Genomic DNA, 16,421 nt, shown 5'->3' with positions numbered 1-16,421 from the left:
TCGGGTCCGACCCGGCGTCCCAGCCGGGCCGGTCGGCCTGCCTGAGGAGCCGGCTCCCGCGTCGCCGAGGACGGAAGGAGGCCGAGTGAGCGCCTTGCAGCGGTTCGAGCAGCGGCTCGAGCAGATGATCTCCGGAGCGTTCGCGCGCGCGTTCCGTTCCGCGGTGCAGCCCGTGGAGATCGCGGCCGCGCTGCAGCGCGAGTGCGACAACAACGCCCAGATCCTCTCGCGCCAGCGCCGCCTGGTCCCCAACGACTTCCACGTCGAGCTCTCCGGCACCGACCTGGAGCGGCTGGCGCCGTACGACACCGCGATGGCCGACGAGCTGGTGCGCCAGCTCGAGGAGCACGCCCAGGCCAACGCCTACTCCTTCCCGGGGCCCATCAGCATCGAGTTCGAGGGCGCCGAGGACCTGACCACCGGCCGGTTCCGGATCCGCAGCCAGGCGCAGGCGCGGGTGACCGGCAACAGCACCCACACCCAGGTCGGGCGCGCCCGGGCCCTCCTCGAGGTCAACGGCACCCAGCACCCGCTGCTGGGCGGCAGCGTCGTCGTGGGCCGCGGCACCGACGCCGACGTGCGCATCAACGACCCCGGGGTGAGCAGGCGCCACATCGAGTTCCGCGTCGACGCGGGCGGCGAGCGCCCGCGCGTCGACGTGCGCGACCTCGGCTCGACCAACGGGATGCTGGTCGACGGGCAGAAGATGACCAGCTCGATCGCCGACGACGGCACCGAGGTCAAGATCGGCAGCACCACCATGACCGTGCGCATCGAGCAGGAGCACCCCGATGTCTGAGCTGACCCTGCTGCTGATCCGCATCGCCTACCTGGCGGTGCTGTGGATCTTCGTGCTCTCCGCCATCTCGGTGATCCGCTCCGACATGTTCGGCGCCCGGGTGCCCGAGACCGCCCGCGGCGCCCAGGCGGCGCCGGCCAAGAAGGAGAAGCGGGGCAAGGCCGCCAAGCCTCCCGGCAAGCGCCGGGGCGCCCCGACCCACCTGCTGGTGGTCGAGGGCGGCAACGCCGGTGAGCGCGCCGACCTCGCCGACGCGCCGCTGCTGATCGGGCGGGGCTCCGACGCCGCGATCCGCCTCGACGACGACTACGTCTCGACCCGCCACGCCCGCGTCGCCGCCTCCGGGGACCAGTGGTTCGTGGAGGACCTCGGCTCCACCAACGGCACCTACATCGGCACCGTGCGCATCACCCAGCCCACCACGATCACCATGGGCACCCAGGTGCGCATCGGCAAGACGATCCTGGAGCTGCGCAAGTGAGCGGCCCGCTCCGGCTCCACTACTCCGCGATCTCCGACGTCGGTCGGGTCCGCAAGGACAACCAGGACTCCGGGTACGCCGGGCCCTGGCTGCTGACGGTCTGCGACGGCGTCGGGGGCGCCGCCCGCGGCGACATCGCCAGCGGCACCGCCGTCCAGCAGCTGCGCCGCCTCGACGAGGACCCGCCCGGCGAGCTGTCCCCCGACGACCTGCTGGGCCGGGTGGCCGGCGCCCTGCACCGGGCCCACGACCGGATCGGCGAGATCGTCGACGACGAGCCCGCCCTCAACGGCACCAGCACCACCGCGACCGTCCTGTACTTCGACGGCACCCGCATCGGGGTCGGCCACATCGGCGACAGCCGGGCCTACCTCTACCGCGCCGGCGAGATCAGCCAGATCACCCACGACCACACGTTCGTGCAGAGCCTCATCGACGAGGGCCGCATCACCGAGCCCGAGTCGCGGGTCCACCCGCACCGCAACCTGATCCTCAAGGCGCTCGACGGCGTGCACGAGGCCGAGCCCGACCTGTTCCTGGCCGACCTGCTGCCCGGCGACCGGCTGCTGGTCTGCTCCGACGGCGCCAGCGGGGTGCTCGACGACGCCCGGCTCGCCGACATCCTCTCCACCGGCACCCCCGACTACGCCGCCGTCGAGCTGGTGCGCGCCAGCCTCGAGGCCGGCTCGTCCGACAACGTCACCTGCGTCGTGGCCGACGTCCTCGACGAGGAGGGCGCCACCGCGCGCGCCGACGAGCTCGCCGAGCTCCAGCCGCTGCTGGTCGGCGCCGCCGCCGAGCTGCGCCGCCGCCCGCCCAAGGGTCCGCGGCCCACCGGCATCTTCCGTGGCCACCGGTCGGGCGACACCGGCGAGCTCGAGCCCGTGCAGGCAGACCTGCCCGACCTGCCCGCCGACGTGCACGCGATCCCCAGCGACCCGATCGACCCGGAGACCGCGCGCTACGCCCCCCGGGCCCCCTCGCGGTTCTTCTGGCTGCGCCGGCTGATGGTGCTGCTGATCGTCGCGGGCCTGCTGTGGATGGTCGCGGCCGCCGCGTGGTCGTGGAGCCAGTCGCAGTACTACGTCGGCGAGCAGGACGGCTCCGTGGCGATCTACCGCGGGGTCAACACCAGCCTGCCCGGCCTCGACCTCTCCGAGCCCTTCGCGACCACCAACGTCGAGCTCGACCGGCTGCCGGCCTTCGTGGCCGAGGGCGTGCGCGACGGGATCGTCGCCGACGACTTCGCCGACGCCGAGTCGATCGTGGACAACCTGGCCGGCGAGATGTCCCCCGAGACCGGTGACACCGGCGACACCGGGGAGGAGGCCCCGTGAGCAGCCCCGCCACCGGCCACCCCGCCCCCTCGGGCCCGCTGGCCTTCGTCCACCGCCGCCGCCGCGGCGCCGAGCTCTTCCTGCTGGTCCTGGCCCTCCTCGTGGGCATCGGCGCCTACGCCGCCGTCGGCATCGGGGTCGAGCAGAGCGTGCCCGCCGACCTCGTCGGGTACGGCGGCTGGCTGGCCGCGCTGATCATCGGCTGCCACGTCGTGGTGCGCCTGGTCGCGCCGTACGCCGACCCGGTGCTGCTGCCCGTCGTCGCGGCCCTGAACGGCCTGGGCCTGGCCGTCATCCACCGCATCGACCTGGCCGAGGGCAGCGGCTTCGCCTCGCGCCAGCTGACCTGGATGACCGTCGGCGTCGGCCTCTTCGTGGCGACCCTGGTGCTGCTGCGCGACCACCGGGTGCTGACCCGCTTCACCTACACCAGCGGGCTGGCCGCGATCGTGCTGCTGCTGACCCCGATGATGCCGCTGATCGGCAACGAGGTGCGCGGGGCGCGCATCTGGATCCAGCTGGGGCCCTTCAGCCTGCAGCCCGGCGAGGTCGCCAAGGTGCTGCTCGTCGTGGCCTTCGCCGGCTACCTGGTGCTGCACCGCGACGCCCTCGCGCTGGCGGGTCGCCGGGTGCTGTTCGTCGACCTGCCCCGCGGTCGCGACCTCGGCCCGATCCTCGGGATGTGGCTGATCAGCCTGGGCATCCTGGTCTTCCAGAAGGACCTCGGCTCCAGCCTGCTGTTCTTCGGCCTGTTCCTGGTGATGCTCTACGTCGCCACCGAGCGGCCCGGCTGGCTGGTCGTGGGCGGAGGGCTCTTCCTCGGCGGCGCGCTGATGGCCTGGCGGGTCTTCGGCCACGTCCAGACCCGTGTCGACATCTGGCTCGACCCGTTCTCCCACTACGGCGCCGGCACCGACGGCCGGGGCGAGCAGCCCCTCGAGGCGCTCTTCGGGATGGCCTGGGGCGGCCTGATCGGTCGCGGGTTCGGCGCCGGCGACCCGGGCCGGGTGCCCTTCGCCGAGTCCGACTTCATCATCGCCGCCATCGGCGAGGAGCTCGGTCTCACCGGCCTGATGGCCGTGCTGCTGCTCTACGGCATCATCGTCGAGCGGGCCCTGCGCGCCGCGCTGATCTCGCGCGACGGCTTCGGCAAGCTGCTGGCCGCCGGCCTCGGCGCGGTGCTCGCGCTGCAGGTCTTCGTGGTGGTCGGCGGTGTCACCGGCCTGATCCCGCTGACCGGCCTCACCACGCCGTTCCTGTCGTACGGCGGCAGCTCGCTGGTGGCCAACTGGGTCATCGTGGCGCTGCTGCTGCGCGTCTCCGACCTCGCCCGGCGCCCGCTGCCCGACCTCTCGGCAGCCGGCGACCAGGGCTCCGACGACGACACCCAGGTGGTGAGGGTCCAGCGATGAACAAGCCGATCCGCACCATCGCCGTCTTCTGCCTGCTGCTCTTCGTGGCCCTGCTGGCCAACGTGACCTACCTGCAGTTCCTGCGCGCCGACGGGCTCAACGACGACCCCAACAACCGCCGCGCCCTCGACGAGCGCTTCTCCCAGCAGCGCGGCGCGATCCTGGTCGGCAAGGAGGAGATCGCGGTCAGCGAGCCGGTCGACGACCGCTACGACTACCAGCGCACCTACCTCAAGCCGCTGCTCTACAGCCACCTCACCGGCTGGTTCAACTTCTACAACGCCCAGCCGGCCACCTGCGCGGGCTGCCAGCAGCGGGTCGAGCAGACCTACAACGAGCTGCTCTCGGGCGAGGACGACCGGCTGTTCGTGACCCGCCTGGTCGACCTGCTCAGCAACAAGGAGAGCCAGGGCGGCAGCGTCCAGCTCACCATCGACCCCGCCGCCCAGCAGGCCGCCTTCGACGGCCTGCGCGCCGCGGTGGGCGAGGACGGCCAGGGCTCGGTGGTCGCCCTGGAGCCCCGCACCGGCAAGGTGCTCGCGATGGTCTCCCTGCCGACCTTCGACCCCAACCCGCTGGCCTCCCACGACCTCACCGAGGTCAACGCCGCGGCCGAGCGGCTCGAGGCCGACGACGACGAGCCGCTGCTGAACCGCTCGATCCAGACCACGCTGCCCCCCGGCTCGACGTTCAAGATCGTCACCGCGGCCGCAGCGATCGAGAGCGGCGACTACGAGGCCGACGACCTGGTGCCCGGCGGGCCGAGCTACCAGCTGCCGCTGACCAGCGACGATTCCGGGCTCATCGACAACGAGGGCCGCGACTGCGGGTCCGACCGCATCCCCTTCGCCCAGGCGATGGAGAACTCCTGCAACACCACCTTCGCCCGGCTGGCCGTCGACCTCGGCGCCGACGCGATGCAGGAGCAGGCGGAGGCCTTCGGGTTCAACCAGCAGTACTTCGACGACCTGCTGCCCCAGGCCACCTCGCGCTTCCCCGAGGGGATGAACGAGCCGCAGACCGGCCAGACCGGCATCGGCCAGTTCGAGGTCGCCGCCACCCCGCTGCAGATGGCGATGGTGGCCGCCGGCATCGCCAACGACGGCTCCGTGATGAAGCCGTTCCTCGTCGACGAGGTGCAGAGCCCCGACTTCGACCAGCTCGACGCCACCGACCAGGAGGAGCTCTCGGAGGCGGTGTCGGCCTCGACCGCCGACCAGCTCACCGAGCTGATGGTCTCCACCGTCGACAACGGCACCGCGTCCCCGGCCGCCATCCCCGGCCTCCAGGTCGCCGGCAAGACCGGCACCGCCCAGAGCGGGCAGGACGACGTGGCGCCGTACGCCTGGTTCGTGTCCTTCGCCCCCGCCGACGACCCGCAGGTGGCGGTCGCGGTGATGATCCAGGACGCCCCCGGCCGGGCCCGCGGCGAGATCGCCGGCGGCCTGCTCGGCGGCCCGGTCGCCAAGGCCATCATGGAAGCGGTGATCAACCGATGAGCGACGACGACACCCCCACCGGCGTGCTGCCCACCGGCGACGGGCCCGACGACGGCTCCGGCGACGGCGAGGGCTACGCCGACGGCGCCCGTCGCTACCGGCTCGACTCCCGCCTGGCCACCGGCGGCATGGGCGAGGTCTGGCGCGGCACCGACACCACGCTCGGGCGCCAGGTGGCCGTGAAGCTGCTCAAGGCCGAGTACGCCGAGGACCCCGAGTTCCGCCGCCGCTTCGAGACCGAGGCCCAGCACGCGGCCTCGCTGCACCACCCCGGCATCGCCGCGGTCTACGACTTCGGCGAGGCCGCCACCGGCGACGGGCCCCGGCTGCCCCGCCCCTACCTGGTGATGGAGCTCGTCGAGGGCCAGCCGCTCTCGGCGCTGCTGCGCCCCGGGCGGCCGATGGACCCCGAGGTCGCCTCCGACCTGCTCGCCCAGACCGCGACGGCCCTGGCTGCCGCGCACGCCGCGGGCATCGTGCACCGCGACGTGAAGCCGGCCAACCTGCTGGTCACCCCGGACCGCCGGGTCAAGGTCACCGACTTCGGCATCGCCCGCGCCGCCGAGGCCGTCGGGGTCACCCAGACCGGCCAGGTCATGGGCACCCCCCAGTACCTCTCGCCCGAGCAGGCCCGCGGCCAGACCGCCACCGCCTCCTCCGACGTGTACGCCCTCGGCGTGGTGGCCTTCGAGTGCCTGGCCGGGCGCCGCCCCTTCCAGACCGACTCCCCGGTCACCACCGCGCTGGCGCACCTGAACCAGCCGGTCCCCGAGCTGCCCGAGGCCGTGCCGGCGCCGCTCGCGGCCGTCGTACGACGCGCGCTGGCGAAGGATCCCGCCGAGCGCTGGCCCGACGCGCAGGCGTTCGCGGCGGCGCTGCGCGACCCCAGCGGCGCGGGCGCGGGCGCCGGCACCGCGGCCACCGCGGTCGTCGACCAGCCCGCCGACTCCACCCGCGTGATGCCGGCGGCGGGCGCCGGGGCGGCGGCGGGAGCAGCGGCCGGGCTGGGTGCCGGGGCCGGCCTGGGTGCCGGGGCCGCCGGGGCCGCCGGGGCGACCCCCGCCGACGGCACGCCGGCCGCCGGGCCGGTGACCACGACGACCACCACCAGCGACGGCGACGGGCACCGCGGCTCGGGGCGCAGCCCGTGGGCGATCGTGCTGATGGTGCTGCTGCTCGCGGCCGTCGGGGCCCTGATCGTGGTGCTGCTCGTCACCGGCGGCGACGACGAGGAGGCCCCCGTCGAGCAGCCCTCGCGCGAGCCGTCCCCCACGTCGTCGTCGGCGGAGCCCACCCCCACGCCGACCGAGCCGACCCCGACGCAGCCGGCCACCGTCGAGATCGCGGAGTCCGACTACACCGGGCGCCAGGTGCGCGACGTCGAGGCCGACCTGCGCGGCCAGGGCCTCTCGGTGACCCTCGACGAGATCGAGAACGACGGCACCCAGGAGGAGGGCGTGGTCGCGTCGGTCAACCCGACCGGCACCCTCCAGGAGGGCGACACGGTCACCGTGGGCTACTACGGCCAGGCGCCCGAGCCCTCCCCGACCCCCAGCGAGGAGCCGGTGCCCACCGACCCCGCCCAGACCCCCAGCCAGACCACCAGCCAGAGCCCCAGCGGCTCCCCCTCGGGCCGCCCGAGCGCCGCCCCCGCCACCAGCCCGGCGGCCGGCACCGCTGGCGGGCCCACGGAAGGAGCGACCGGATGAGCGGCACCCCTCCCACCGTCGGCGGGCGCTACCAGCTCGGCGAGATGCTCGGTCGCGGCGGCATGGCCGAGGTCCGCAAGGGCACCGACGCCCGGCTGGGCCGCGTGGTCGCGGTCAAGCGGCTGCGCACCGACCTGGCCAGCGACGCGACCTTCCAGGCCCGCTTCCGCCGCGAGGCGCAGTCCTCGGCCTCGCTCAACCACCCGGCGATCGTCGCGGTCTACGACACCGGCGAGGAGGAGGCCACCGACGGCTCCGGTGTGCAGCAGCCCTACATCGTGATGGAGTACGTCGCCGGGCGCACCCTGCGCGACATCCTGCGCGAGGGCCGCAAGATCCTGCCGGAGCGGGCGCTCGAGATCACCAGCGGCGTGCTGGCCGCGCTCGACTACAGCCACCGGGCCGGGATCATCCACCGCGACATCAAGCCCGGCAACGTGATGCTCACCCCGACCGGCGACGTCAAGGTGATGGACTTCGGGATCGCGCGCGCGATCAGCGACGCCTCCTCGACGATGACACAGACGGCGGCCGTGGTCGGCACCGCGCAGTACCTCTCCCCCGAGCAGGCGCGCGGCGAGACCGTCGACTCGCGCAGCGACGTCTACTCCGCCGGCTGCCTGCTCTACGAGCTGCTCACCGGGCGACCGCCGTTCGTCGGCGACTCCCCGGTCGCGGTGGCCTACCAGCACGTCCGCGAGCAGGCCCAGCCTCCCTCCGACCACGACACCGACCTGCCGCCCGAGGTCGACGCCATCGTGATGAAGGCGCTGGCCAAGCGCGTCGAGGACCGCTACCAGTCCGCGGCCGCGATGCGCACCGACATCGAGCGCTACCTCGCCGGCAGGCCCGTGCAGGCCACGGTGCCCCCGCCGCTGCCGCCGCCGGTGGCCGCCACCGCGGTGGCCTCGCGGCCGGTGCCCACCCAGGCCGCGCCGCTGCCGCCGGTGGAGGAGGAGCGTCGGCCGGTCGGCTGGCTGGTGGCGCTCGGGCTCCTGGTCATCGGTCTCGTCGTCGCCGGCGCGCTGGTGTGGCCGCGGCTCTTCCCCTCGGCGCCCGAGGAGGTGCCGGTCCCCGACGTGGTCGGGCGCCAGGAGGCCGCCGCGAGCCGGCTGCTCGGCGAGGAGGGGTTCGGGGTCGACACCGAGTTCGAGACCTCCGACCGGCCCGCCGGGCGCGTCATCGCCCAGGATCCCTCGGGGGACAGCTTCGTCACCCCGGGCTCCACGGTGCTGCTGACCGTCTCGGCCGGGCTGCCCGAGGTGGCGGTGCCCGACGTGACCGGGTTCTTCCGCGACCAGGCGGCGAGCACGCTCGAGGGCCAGGGCTTCGACGTCGACGTGCAGCGACGCTCCTCCGACGAGGACCGCAACCTCGTCCTGGAGCAGCAACCGCCGGCCGACACCCAGGTCGAGGACGGCTCGACGGTCACGATCATCGTCTCCGAAGGCCCCGAGAAGGTGCCCGACGTGGTCGGCGACCCCCAGCAGGTCGCCGAGCAGAAGGTCCGCGACGCCGGCTTCAACCCGGTGATCCGCGAGGACTCCGACCCCGACGCCGAGCCCGGCACCGTCACCGAGCAGATCCCGGCCGCCGGGGAGCGGCTCTCCCAGGGCCAGGACGTCAACCTCTTCGTGGCCCAGGAGCCGGAGCCGACCGAGGAGCCCTCCGAGGAGCCCAGCGAGGAGCCCTCGGAGGAGCCCAGCGAGGAGCCCACCGACGACCCCTCCCCGTCCGACGGGCTGCTGGGCCCCGGCAACGGCCGTGGGAACGGCAACGGCAACGGCAACGGACGCCAGGGTCGGCGCCGGCCCCGCGCCTGAGCCGTCAGGTGATGGGCTCGGCGTACGACAGGTCGAGCAGGCCGGAGTAGGCCGGCGCCTCGATGCTCTCGTCCGCCTCGGCGTCCCAGCCGATGAGGATGTCGTCCTGCTCGGCCTGCTGGCGGTAGAGCGAGAGGTAGCGGTCGGCGTCGATCGAGGCCCGCAGCTCGTCGGGGTCCCCGATGCCCGAGATGACGTACGGCGGCGGGTAGGGCACGCCGTGCAGGGTCACCGAGGGCCCCTCGCACTTGATGCCGGTCGTGGAGACCAGCCGCTGGCCCTGGATGGTGACCGCCTCGGCCCCGGCGCGCCACATCGCGTTGACCACGGCCTGGATGTCCTGCTGGTGCACGACCAGGAACCGCTCGGGCTGGTCGGTGTCGTCCTTGCCCAGGGGGCTGTCGGTCAGCGTGACCGTCATCCCCTCGCCCTCGACGGGCACCAGCCCGGCCGGGTCGGCGTAGTCGGCGATGCGGCCCTGCACGCGGGCGACGTCGCGGTCGGCCAGGCTGCTGGTCAGGTCGTTGACCTCCTCGGTCAGCGACTCCACGCGGCTGCGCAGCTGCTCGTACTGCTCGGCCTCCGAGCTGACCAGGCTGACCAGGTCGGTGATGCCGGGGCGCAGGTCGGTGCCGTCGGAGCTGATGGCGCTGACGGTGAAGAGGCTGCCGCAGAGCAGCGCCACCGTGGGCGTCAGGATCCGCCAGCCACCGGGGCGGCGCGCGTCGGGCGACCCCCCGGCCACGACGCCCGCACGAGCGCGCACGCGGGCCCACCAGCCCCGGGGACCCGGCCCCGGGTCCGGCCTCGCGTGGGAACCCGTCGTCATGACCACTAAGGTAGCCCGCGACCCACGGGCGCACCGAGCCCGCGGGGGCCGCAGGCTGCGAGGACGCGTCGTGGCCCACCACCTGCAGGAGTAGACGTGAGACAGAAGGTCAAGGACGAGCTGGCCGAGCCGGGTGGCCCGGTCGTGACGCCCCGGTCGGTGGCCGCGCTGCTGCTGGTCGTCGCCGGCATCGCATGGGTGCTCTACTACTACTTCGGCGTGCGCGCCGACCCGACCGACTTCGAGGCCGAGCCGGGCAGCCCGGCCTGGATGGCCGACCTGGTGCGCTGGAACTACGTGATCGGCTTCGGGCTGCTCTTCCTGGGCCTGGCGATCTCCGCGCACCCCAGCACCCCCATGGGCCGCGGCCGCGGCGTGGTCACCGGCATGCTCGGCTGCTTCCTCATCGGCCTGGTGTGGATCTGCGTCTACTACATCTTCGCCAACGACAAGCTCGACCAGATCCCGGTCTTCAACGACCTGCTGCAGTCGAACCTCTTCGTCGGCATCGCCTTCATGGGCGTCGGCTTCATCTTCGCCACCCGCTGGGAGTGATCTCAACGGGCCCCGCGCGGGCCCGCCCCAGCGTTCGACACGGCACCGCACCAGCACCGCCCGTCACCCTCCGGTGGCGGGCGGTTCTGCACATCTGGGGACAACGCTGTGGAGGAATCACACGCGTGTAGTTCTCCACACCTGTGGATCCACCTGTGGACAACCACCGCCCACCCGGCCCAGACTTCGCGCTGACCCGGCTCAAATCCCGCGCTGACCCGGCGCACATCTCCCGTCGAGCCGGCCCGGACCGGCGTACGCCGCCGACGCGGCAGCAGGGCGCGCGGGTTCGCGCCGGCTCGGCGCGAGATCCAGGACGGCTCAGCGCGAGATATGGGACGGGTCGGCGGGGGATTCGCGCCGGGTCAGGAGAGGGCGGCGATGCGCAGGACCGCGGCGGCGACCAGGGTCAGGGCGACCAGCACCAGCCCGACGAGCTGGAAGGCCGAGCGGCGCGGGCCGCGGGGGGCGTGCACGAGCAGGGCGGCGACGACCGCGCCGCCGAGGAAGCCGCCGAGGTGGCCCTGCCACGAGATGTTGGGCACCGCGAAGGTGATCACGACGTTGATGCCGACCAGGATCAGCAGCTGGCGCATGTCGGCGCCGATCTTGCGCGCCACGATCAGCAGGGCGGCGAAGAGACCGTAGATGGCGCCCGAGGCGCCCACGGTGGCGCCGTACTGGCCGGCGGCCCAGAGCACGACGACCGAGCCGGCCAGCAGCGAGAGCAGGTAGAGCGCGAGGAAGCGCGCCCGGCCCAGGACGGCCTCGAGCTGCGGGCCGATGATGTAGAGCGCAAGCATGTTGAAGCCCAGGTGCATCAGCTGCACGTGGGTGAAGCCGGCGCTCAGGACCTGCCAGAAGGCGCCGTCGACGAAGCCCGGCAGCCAGGTGCCGGCACCGTCGCAGACCGCGCGGGGCACGTCGAAGCCGCCGTCGGAGGTCAGGCAGACGCCGTTGGTGCGCAGCGCCAGCAGGTCGACCAGCCGGCTGGCCGAGCCGCCGGTGAGCAGGATCGCCAGCCACACGCCGAGGTTGAGCGAGATGAGCGCGATCGAGGTGCGGCTCGCGTGGGTCGGGCGCAGCCCGCCGTACGCCGTGCGGTTCTGGCGGGTCTCGCGCGCGCCCGCCGCGATGCACTCGGGGCACTGGAAGCCCACGGAGGCGTCGTGCATGCAGTCCGGGCAGATCGGCCGGTCGCAGCGCTGGCAGCGGATGTAGGTCTCGCGGTCGGGGTGCCGGTAGCAGACCGGCACCCCGACGCCAGGGCCCGGCTCGGGCGAGGGCGACTGGCTCACGAGATCAGGCGGTGTGCGTGGGGTGGGCGCGTGAGGCGGGTGCCTCAGGCCTCCACGATCTCCACGGACTCCATGACCACGGGCTCGACGGGGCGGTCGCCCGCGGCCGTCTGGGTGCTGCCGATGGCGTCGACGACGTCGCGCGAGGCCTGGTCGGCGACCTCACCGAAGATGGTGTGCTTGTGGTTGAGCCACGTCGTGGCACCCAGGGTGATGAAGAACTGCGAGCCGTTGGTGCCCGGGCCGGCGTTGGCCATCGCGAGCAGGTAGGGCTTGTCGAAGACCAGCTCGGGGTGCGGCTCGTCCTTGAAGGTGTAGCCGGGGCCGCCGGTGCCGGTGCCGAGCGGGCAGCCGCCCTGGATCATGAAGCCCGCGATGACGCGGTGGAAGCCCAGGCCGTCGTAGAACGGGCCGGTCTTGCCGTTGCCGGCGTCGTACTTCTTCTCGCCGGTGGCGAGGCCCGTGAAGTTCGCGACCGTCTCGGGCGCGTGGTTCGGGAAGAGGTTCAGGACGATGTCGCCCCGGTTGGTCTTGAGGATGGCCTGCGGGTCCGCCATGACTGCCTTTCGCGAGAGGGGGTACTTCTGGGTGTACGACGACGCGTGGTGCGTGCGGGACGATCCTCGCACGGAGGCGCAAAAGGCCCTCCTGCAGGTGACCTCGCACCCCTGGGCGGGGCGCAGGGTGCCAGGGTGGGTCCATGACCGTCGTGGTCGAATGGATCACAAACCGAGGAGAGGAAGTGACGCGGATGCGTCTGCGCAAGAAGAAGTCCCTCATCGAACAGGCCGGTGACTACGTGGAGCAGGTCGTCGACTCCGTGCGTCCCCAGGTCGAGTCGGCGGTCAGCACCGCCCGCGACGAGGCGCGCCACCTGGTGGCCGACGCCAAGGAGAAGGCGGGCCCGGCCATCGCCGACGCCCGTGCCAAGGCGGGTCCGGCGCTGGTCGACGCCCGCACCCGCGCCACGCCGTACGTCGTGGACGCCCGCGACCGCGCCGTGGTGCTGGGCCAGGAGGCCCGCGAGAAGGCGGCCCCCGCGCTGGCCGACGCCAAGGCCAAGGCGGCCCCGCTGGTCGCCTCGGGTGCGGCGTACGCCGGCGCCAAGGCCACCGACCTCAACGAGCGCGCCGCGGCGCGCGCGGGAGAGCTGGGCGGCAGGGCCACCGGCAAGGTCGCGGAGCTGAAGGGCGAGAAGCCCAAGAAGAAGGGCGGCAAGCTCAAGAAGCTGGTCCTGGTCGGCGGCCTGGCCGCGGTGGCCGGGGTCGTGGCCAAGAAGCTGCAGGGCGGCAAGGAGTCGCAGAACTGGCAGTCCTCCTACGTGCCGAGCCCGCCCGCGAGCAGCACCGGTGCGGCCGCTGCCGCGACGGCGGCCGGTGCGGGCGCCGCCCCCACCCCGGCGGCTCCCATGGCCGGGGCCAGCGACGACACGGGCGGCTCCTCGCCCGACGAGGCGCTCGCCGACGAGGCCGCCGGGTCCGCCCACGAGGTGACCACGCCCGACGAGCCCGCCGAGGTCGTCGAGATCGACGACGACAAGCACAACAGCTGATCGACCTGCAGGTCGTCTAGCGTCGGGCGCGCCGGCCGGGGGAGAGATCCTCCGGCCGGTGCTGCTCGACCCACTCGTCGATGCGCTGCCACCAGTCGTAGAGCCACTCGATCCGCTCCTCGCGCCCGCGGGGGATCTCCTCGCGCGGCACCTGCCACCAGCGCATCACCAGCTGCTTGTCCATCGGCAGCTCGCGCCACAGGTCGCGCACGGTGAGCAGGTGGTCGAGCCCGGTGTGGGCGACCATCACCACGTCGGCCTCGGGCGCGGCGTCGAGCGCCGCGAGGACGCCGCCCGGGCGCGGGGCGAGCACGTGGATCATCGTCTCGGCGCGGCGGGCCATGGCGTGCAGGCCCAGCCCGTCGAGCCGCTCGATCGCGCGGTCGCGGCGCTCCTGGGTGAAGTTGCCGCCCTCGGGGAAGATGACGAACGCGTCGTCGCGGTCGAGGTCGGAGGCCAGCGCCGCGATCTGGGCCTCGAGGTCCTCCCCCGAGCCGGGGCTGATGGCCCGCGAGGGCAGCCGGCGCAGCAGCGTGCCCACGACGGGGTCCCAGGCCAGGGTGTCCTTGAGCACCACCCGCGGCTCGCGGTCGTACCAGTCCATCAGCGCGTGCACCAGCGTGAAGGAGTCGCCCGGGCCGGCATGTCGGCAGCAGACCAGGAGCGGCTCGCCGGGGTGGGCGTCGGGGGCCGGCCCCTCGGTGAGGATGCTCAGGTGCAGCACCCGGCGGGCCTCGCTGAAGAGCAGCCACATGGTGCCCTGCACCAGGTCGTAGTGCACGCCCTCCCAGTACGCCGTGCGCAGCCGCGCGCCCAGGCCGCTGGCCAGCCACGTGCCCAGCAGGACCGCCAGCAGCAGCGTCTCGGCGGTGAGCGCCACGACCAGCAGCCAGGTCAGCCGCAGCGCCCGCCAGTGCCCGGGGACGAAGGGGGACAGCGCCGCCGCGCCGATCAGCCACAGCGGCAGCGTGACCCAGACCAGCACCGTCAGGAGCACCACCACCGGCGCCGTCACGGCCCGGCGCAGGATGCTCACGCGGTGATCATGTCAGCCCCGTGCCTCGGCCCAGGGCGTCGAGGTACTCGCCGCTCGCGACCCGGGTCAGCTCGATGCGCCGCTCGACGTCACGGAAGTCGGTGCCGGCCCGCACCGAGTCGTCGCGCGCCGAGGTGCCCCGCGCGGGCAGCACGTGCGCCTCCACCTCGGGCGGCAGCTCGGCGAGCTCGCGGTTCATCCGGTGCCGGCGGGCCACCTCGAAGGAGACCCGGGCGACCTCCCAGGGCCGGCGGGGCGGCTGGAGCGGCCGGTCGACCCGGCCGACCTGGAGCACGTAGATGCGGGTGGCGCCCAGCTGGTGGGCGCGGGCGACGGGCACCGAGTTGACGATGCCGCCGTCGAGGAAGTGCTCCCCGCCCACCTGGGCCGGGGGCAGCAGCCCCGGCACCGCTGCGCTCGCCACCACCGCCTCGACGACCGGGCCGCTGTCGAACCAGTGCTCGGCCGCCCGCTCGATGCTGGCCGCGCACACCTGCAGCGGCACCGCGAGGTCGGCGAAGTCGACGTCGCCGAGCTCCTCGCGCAGCCGGGTCGCCAGCGGCCGGGCGGAGTAGAGGTGGGTGCCCGTCGCGACCGCGCGGCGCACGCTGCGCAGCGGGCGGTCGCCGTACACCTCGTGGCGGTTGGCGGCCACGGAGCGCCACAGCCCGGTGAGCCGCTCGACGACCCCGGGGCCGGGGTCCTGGGCCAGGAAGGCACCGTTGATCGCGCCGACGGAGGTGCCGAGCACCAGGTCGGGGCGCACGTCGCGCTCGAGCAGGGCGGCGACCATGCCGACCTCGACGGCACCGAGTGCGCCGCCGCCCCCGAGGACGAAGGCGGTGGTCATCGGCTCGTGCCGTCCGTCGTCAGCGGTGCGCGGGCGCCGCGTCGGCGGCCTGGAGAGCCCGCACCCGGCGGGTCGCGCGGTGCTCGGCCCAGAAGCTCAGCAGCGGCACGGTGCCGGAGGCCAGGGTGACGGCGGTGAACCCGATCTCCCACTCGGCCCGGCGCGAGAGCCAGAAGGCGCAGAACAGGAAGATCATGTAGAGCCAGCCGTGCGCCACGCCGAGGTAGGCGGAGATGTCGGAGCCCAGCTGCCAGCCGGCGCCGCTGTCCTGCGCCAGCCAGGCGGCGTCCGAGACCAGGTAGCCGTAGTGCAGCGGCAGCCCGATGAGCACCAGCACCACCAGCAGCACGCCCACGATCGTGGCCATCACCCGGTACGCCCGCAGCGGGGCGCGCAGCTCGTCGTTCACGTGGTCGACGCTACCGGGCGGTCCTCGGGGTCCGGCTCGCTCGGTGCCTCGACGACCGGGGCGCGGGTGAGGTCGCGCACGTAGCGCCACCACACGAAGCCCGCGAAGCCGCCGAAGATCACCCACTCCAGCGCGTAGAGCAGGTTGCGCAGGCCGGTGGAGCCCGCGGCCCGGGGCAGCGCGGCGAGGTCGGCGGGCTCGAGCGCGTCGGCGCCCACGAGGGCCTCGTTGACCGGTGCGTCGTGGTCGACGACGGCGTAGGCGCCGTAGAGGTCCTGCTCGACGTGCTGGATGAGGTCGGCGGTGCGCACCTGGGGCACCACGTCGTCGGTGCGGTCGTCGTCGGCCGCTCCGGTGCCCTCGGCGGGCTGCAGCCAGCCCTGGACCGAGCCGGGGCCCTCGGGCGGGGTGGTCGCGTCGTCGGGGCTCGCGACCCAGCCGCGCACGACCGGCAGGGCCGGCTCGTCGGCGCCGCCGACGGCCAGCGGCGTCAGCACCCAGAAGCCGTCGGTGCCCTGGTGCTCCCGACCGGCGACGTAGACGGTGCCGGTGGGCACCCAGGTGCCCTCGACGGTGACCGGCTGGCCCACCGACGGGGCGGGGAACGGGTCGTCGGGGCCCATCACCTCGGCCAGCGAGACGGGGTCGGCGCGGGTCAGGTCACGCGCCTCGGCCTCCTGCTGGGCCTGGTAGGCGGCGTACTGCCACCAGCCCAGGCCGGCCGCCGCGGCCACCAGCACCAGCGCGAGCAGGTGGGCGCCCCAGTAGCGGGGCGACAGGGCCGGAGTCACCGCTCCAGGATAGGCGGGACCCGGGCGGGCCCGGCTGTGAG

16 protein-coding genes are annotated in these 16,421 nt (G+C 73.8%); 9 read left to right on the top strand and 7 right to left on the bottom strand.

The genetic code is table 11. From position 1 onward, the window contains the following. Positions 1 to 85 precede the first annotated feature (85 nt). From OCU29_RS16470 to pknB, 7 genes are read left to right on the top strand one after another with little or no spacing between them, the layout of a single operon-like run. Positions 86 to 799, top strand: a complete 714-nt coding sequence (locus tag OCU29_RS16470) for a DUF3662 and FHA domain-containing protein (protein ID WP_179614861.1) — start codon at positions 86 to 88, stop codon at positions 797 to 799. Next, positions 792 to 1,280: an FHA domain-containing protein gene (locus OCU29_RS16465; RefSeq protein ID WP_179614860.1), complete on the top strand. Its 489-nt coding sequence runs from the start codon at positions 792 to 794 to the stop codon at positions 1,278 to 1,280. The genes OCU29_RS16470 and OCU29_RS16465 overlap by 8 nt, the downstream gene beginning before the upstream one ends. Continuing rightward, positions 1,277 to 2,617 (top strand): PP2C family serine/threonine-protein phosphatase, encoded by a 1,341-nt coding sequence (locus tag OCU29_RS16460; RefSeq protein ID WP_261820765.1) that lies wholly within the window; start codon positions 1,277 to 1,279, stop codon positions 2,615 to 2,617. Before OCU29_RS16465 ends, OCU29_RS16460 begins: the two co-directional genes overlap by 4 nt. Then, the gene (locus OCU29_RS16455; protein ID WP_258017155.1) at positions 2,614 to 4,029 is read left to right on the top strand and encodes an FtsW/RodA/SpoVE family cell cycle protein; all 1,416 of its coding nucleotides are present in this window, start codon (positions 2,614 to 2,616) and stop codon (positions 4,027 to 4,029) included. The genes OCU29_RS16460 and OCU29_RS16455 overlap by 4 nt, the downstream gene beginning before the upstream one ends. Next, positions 4,026 to 5,528: a penicillin-binding protein 2 gene (locus OCU29_RS16450; RefSeq protein ID WP_179614858.1), complete on the top strand. Its 1,503-nt coding sequence runs from the start codon at positions 4,026 to 4,028 to the stop codon at positions 5,526 to 5,528. The genes OCU29_RS16455 and OCU29_RS16450 overlap by 4 nt, the downstream gene beginning before the upstream one ends. Then, positions 5,525 to 7,237, top strand: a complete 1,713-nt coding sequence (locus OCU29_RS16445; RefSeq protein WP_261820764.1) for a protein kinase — start codon at positions 5,525 to 5,527, stop codon at positions 7,235 to 7,237. Before OCU29_RS16450 ends, OCU29_RS16445 begins: the two co-directional genes overlap by 4 nt. Continuing rightward, the gene (pknB, locus tag OCU29_RS16440; RefSeq protein WP_261820763.1) at positions 7,234 to 9,060 is read left to right on the top strand and encodes a Stk1 family PASTA domain-containing Ser/Thr kinase; all 1,827 of its coding nucleotides are present in this window, start codon (positions 7,234 to 7,236) and stop codon (positions 9,058 to 9,060) included. Before OCU29_RS16445 ends, pknB begins: the two co-directional genes overlap by 4 nt. Positions 9,061 to 9,064: 4 nt before the next feature. Here pknB and OCU29_RS16435 read toward each other — a convergent pair whose 3' ends face one another. Beyond that, entirely contained in the window at positions 9,065 to 9,889 is an 825-nt protein-coding gene (locus OCU29_RS16435) for a DUF881 domain-containing protein (protein WP_261820762.1), read from the bottom strand. A gap of 96 nt (positions 9,890 to 9,985) precedes the next feature. Between OCU29_RS16435 and OCU29_RS16430 the strand changes: the two genes are divergently transcribed. Then, positions 9,986 to 10,444 (top strand): cell division protein CrgA, encoded by a 459-nt coding sequence (locus tag OCU29_RS16430; RefSeq protein ID WP_179614855.1) that lies wholly within the window; start codon positions 9,986 to 9,988, stop codon positions 10,442 to 10,444. Positions 10,445 to 10,809: 365 nt separating this feature from the next. Here the strand turns inward: OCU29_RS16430 and OCU29_RS16425 are convergent, their stop codons facing one another. After that, entirely contained in the window at positions 10,810 to 11,742 is a 933-nt protein-coding gene (locus tag OCU29_RS16425; protein ID WP_261820761.1) for a rhomboid family intramembrane serine protease, read from the bottom strand. Between the two features lie 44 nt (positions 11,743 to 11,786). Next, the gene (locus OCU29_RS16420) at positions 11,787 to 12,299 is read right to left on the bottom strand and encodes a peptidylprolyl isomerase (RefSeq protein ID WP_179614854.1); all 513 of its coding nucleotides are present in this window, start codon (positions 12,297 to 12,299) and stop codon (positions 11,787 to 11,789) included. A gap of 185 nt (positions 12,300 to 12,484) precedes the next feature. On the opposite strand from OCU29_RS16420, the gene OCU29_RS16415 reads away from it, so the two are divergent. Next, entirely contained in the window at positions 12,485 to 13,294 is an 810-nt protein-coding gene (locus tag OCU29_RS16415; protein ID WP_261820760.1) for a hypothetical protein, read from the top strand. 16 nt (positions 13,295 to 13,310) lie between these two features. Here the strand turns inward: OCU29_RS16415 and OCU29_RS16410 are convergent, their stop codons facing one another. The 4 genes from OCU29_RS16410 to OCU29_RS16395 are packed head-to-tail and all read right to left on the bottom strand — an operon-like array spanning position 13,311 to position 16,380. After that, positions 13,311 to 14,330 (bottom strand): 1-acyl-sn-glycerol-3-phosphate acyltransferase, encoded by a 1,020-nt coding sequence (locus OCU29_RS16410; protein ID WP_261820759.1) that lies wholly within the window; start codon positions 14,328 to 14,330, stop codon positions 13,311 to 13,313. 7 nt (positions 14,331 to 14,337) lie between these two features. Then, positions 14,338 to 15,180, bottom strand: coding sequence for a patatin-like phospholipase family protein (locus OCU29_RS16405; RefSeq protein ID WP_261820758.1), 843 nt, complete (start codon positions 15,178 to 15,180; stop codon positions 14,338 to 14,340). Between the two features lie 19 nt (positions 15,181 to 15,199). After that, complete coding sequence (locus OCU29_RS16400) at positions 15,200 to 15,589, bottom strand: DUF3817 domain-containing protein (RefSeq protein WP_218876248.1); 390 nt, start codon at positions 15,587 to 15,589, stop codon at positions 15,200 to 15,202. Beyond that, complete coding sequence (locus tag OCU29_RS16395) at positions 15,586 to 16,380, bottom strand: SURF1 family protein (RefSeq protein ID WP_261820757.1); 795 nt, start codon at positions 16,378 to 16,380, stop codon at positions 15,586 to 15,588. The genes OCU29_RS16400 and OCU29_RS16395 overlap by 4 nt, the downstream gene beginning before the upstream one ends. Positions 16,381 to 16,421: the final 41 nt, after the last annotated feature.

Origin of the sequence: Nocardioides sp. OK12 (genome assembly GCF_024341885.1) — a bacterium.
In the GTDB taxonomy this organism is placed as follows: Bacteria; Actinomycetota; Actinomycetes; order Propionibacteriales; family Nocardioidaceae; genus Nocardioides; species Nocardioides marinisabuli.
The sequence above is the reverse complement of the archived record's forward strand: the minus strand, read 5'-3'. Positions and strand labels throughout refer to the sequence as shown.

What these genes read in the sequence shown, in the direction of transcription:
- OCU29_RS16465 (WP_179614860.1), top strand. Translation starts at nt 792, where the DNA reads ATGTCTGAGCTGACCCTGCTGCTGATCCGCATCGCCTACCTGGCGGTG.
- OCU29_RS16420 (WP_179614854.1), bottom strand. Translation starts at nt 12,299, where the DNA reads ATGGCGGACCCGCAGGCCATCCTCAAGACCAACCGGGGCGACATCGTC.
- pknB (WP_261820763.1), top strand. Translation starts at nt 7,234, where the DNA reads ATGAGCGGCACCCCTCCCACCGTCGGCGGGCGCTACCAGCTCGGCGAG.
- OCU29_RS16435 (WP_261820762.1), bottom strand. Translation starts at nt 9,889, where the DNA reads ATGACGACGGGTTCCCACGCGAGGCCGGACCCGGGGCCGGGTCCCCGG.
- OCU29_RS16405 (WP_261820758.1), bottom strand. Translation starts at nt 15,180, where the DNA reads ATGACCACCGCCTTCGTCCTCGGGGGCGGCGGCGCACTCGGTGCCGTC.
- OCU29_RS16445 (WP_261820764.1), top strand. Translation starts at nt 5,525, where the DNA reads ATGAGCGACGACGACACCCCCACCGGCGTGCTGCCCACCGGCGACGGG.
- OCU29_RS16450 (WP_179614858.1), top strand. Translation starts at nt 4,026, where the DNA reads ATGAACAAGCCGATCCGCACCATCGCCGTCTTCTGCCTGCTGCTCTTC.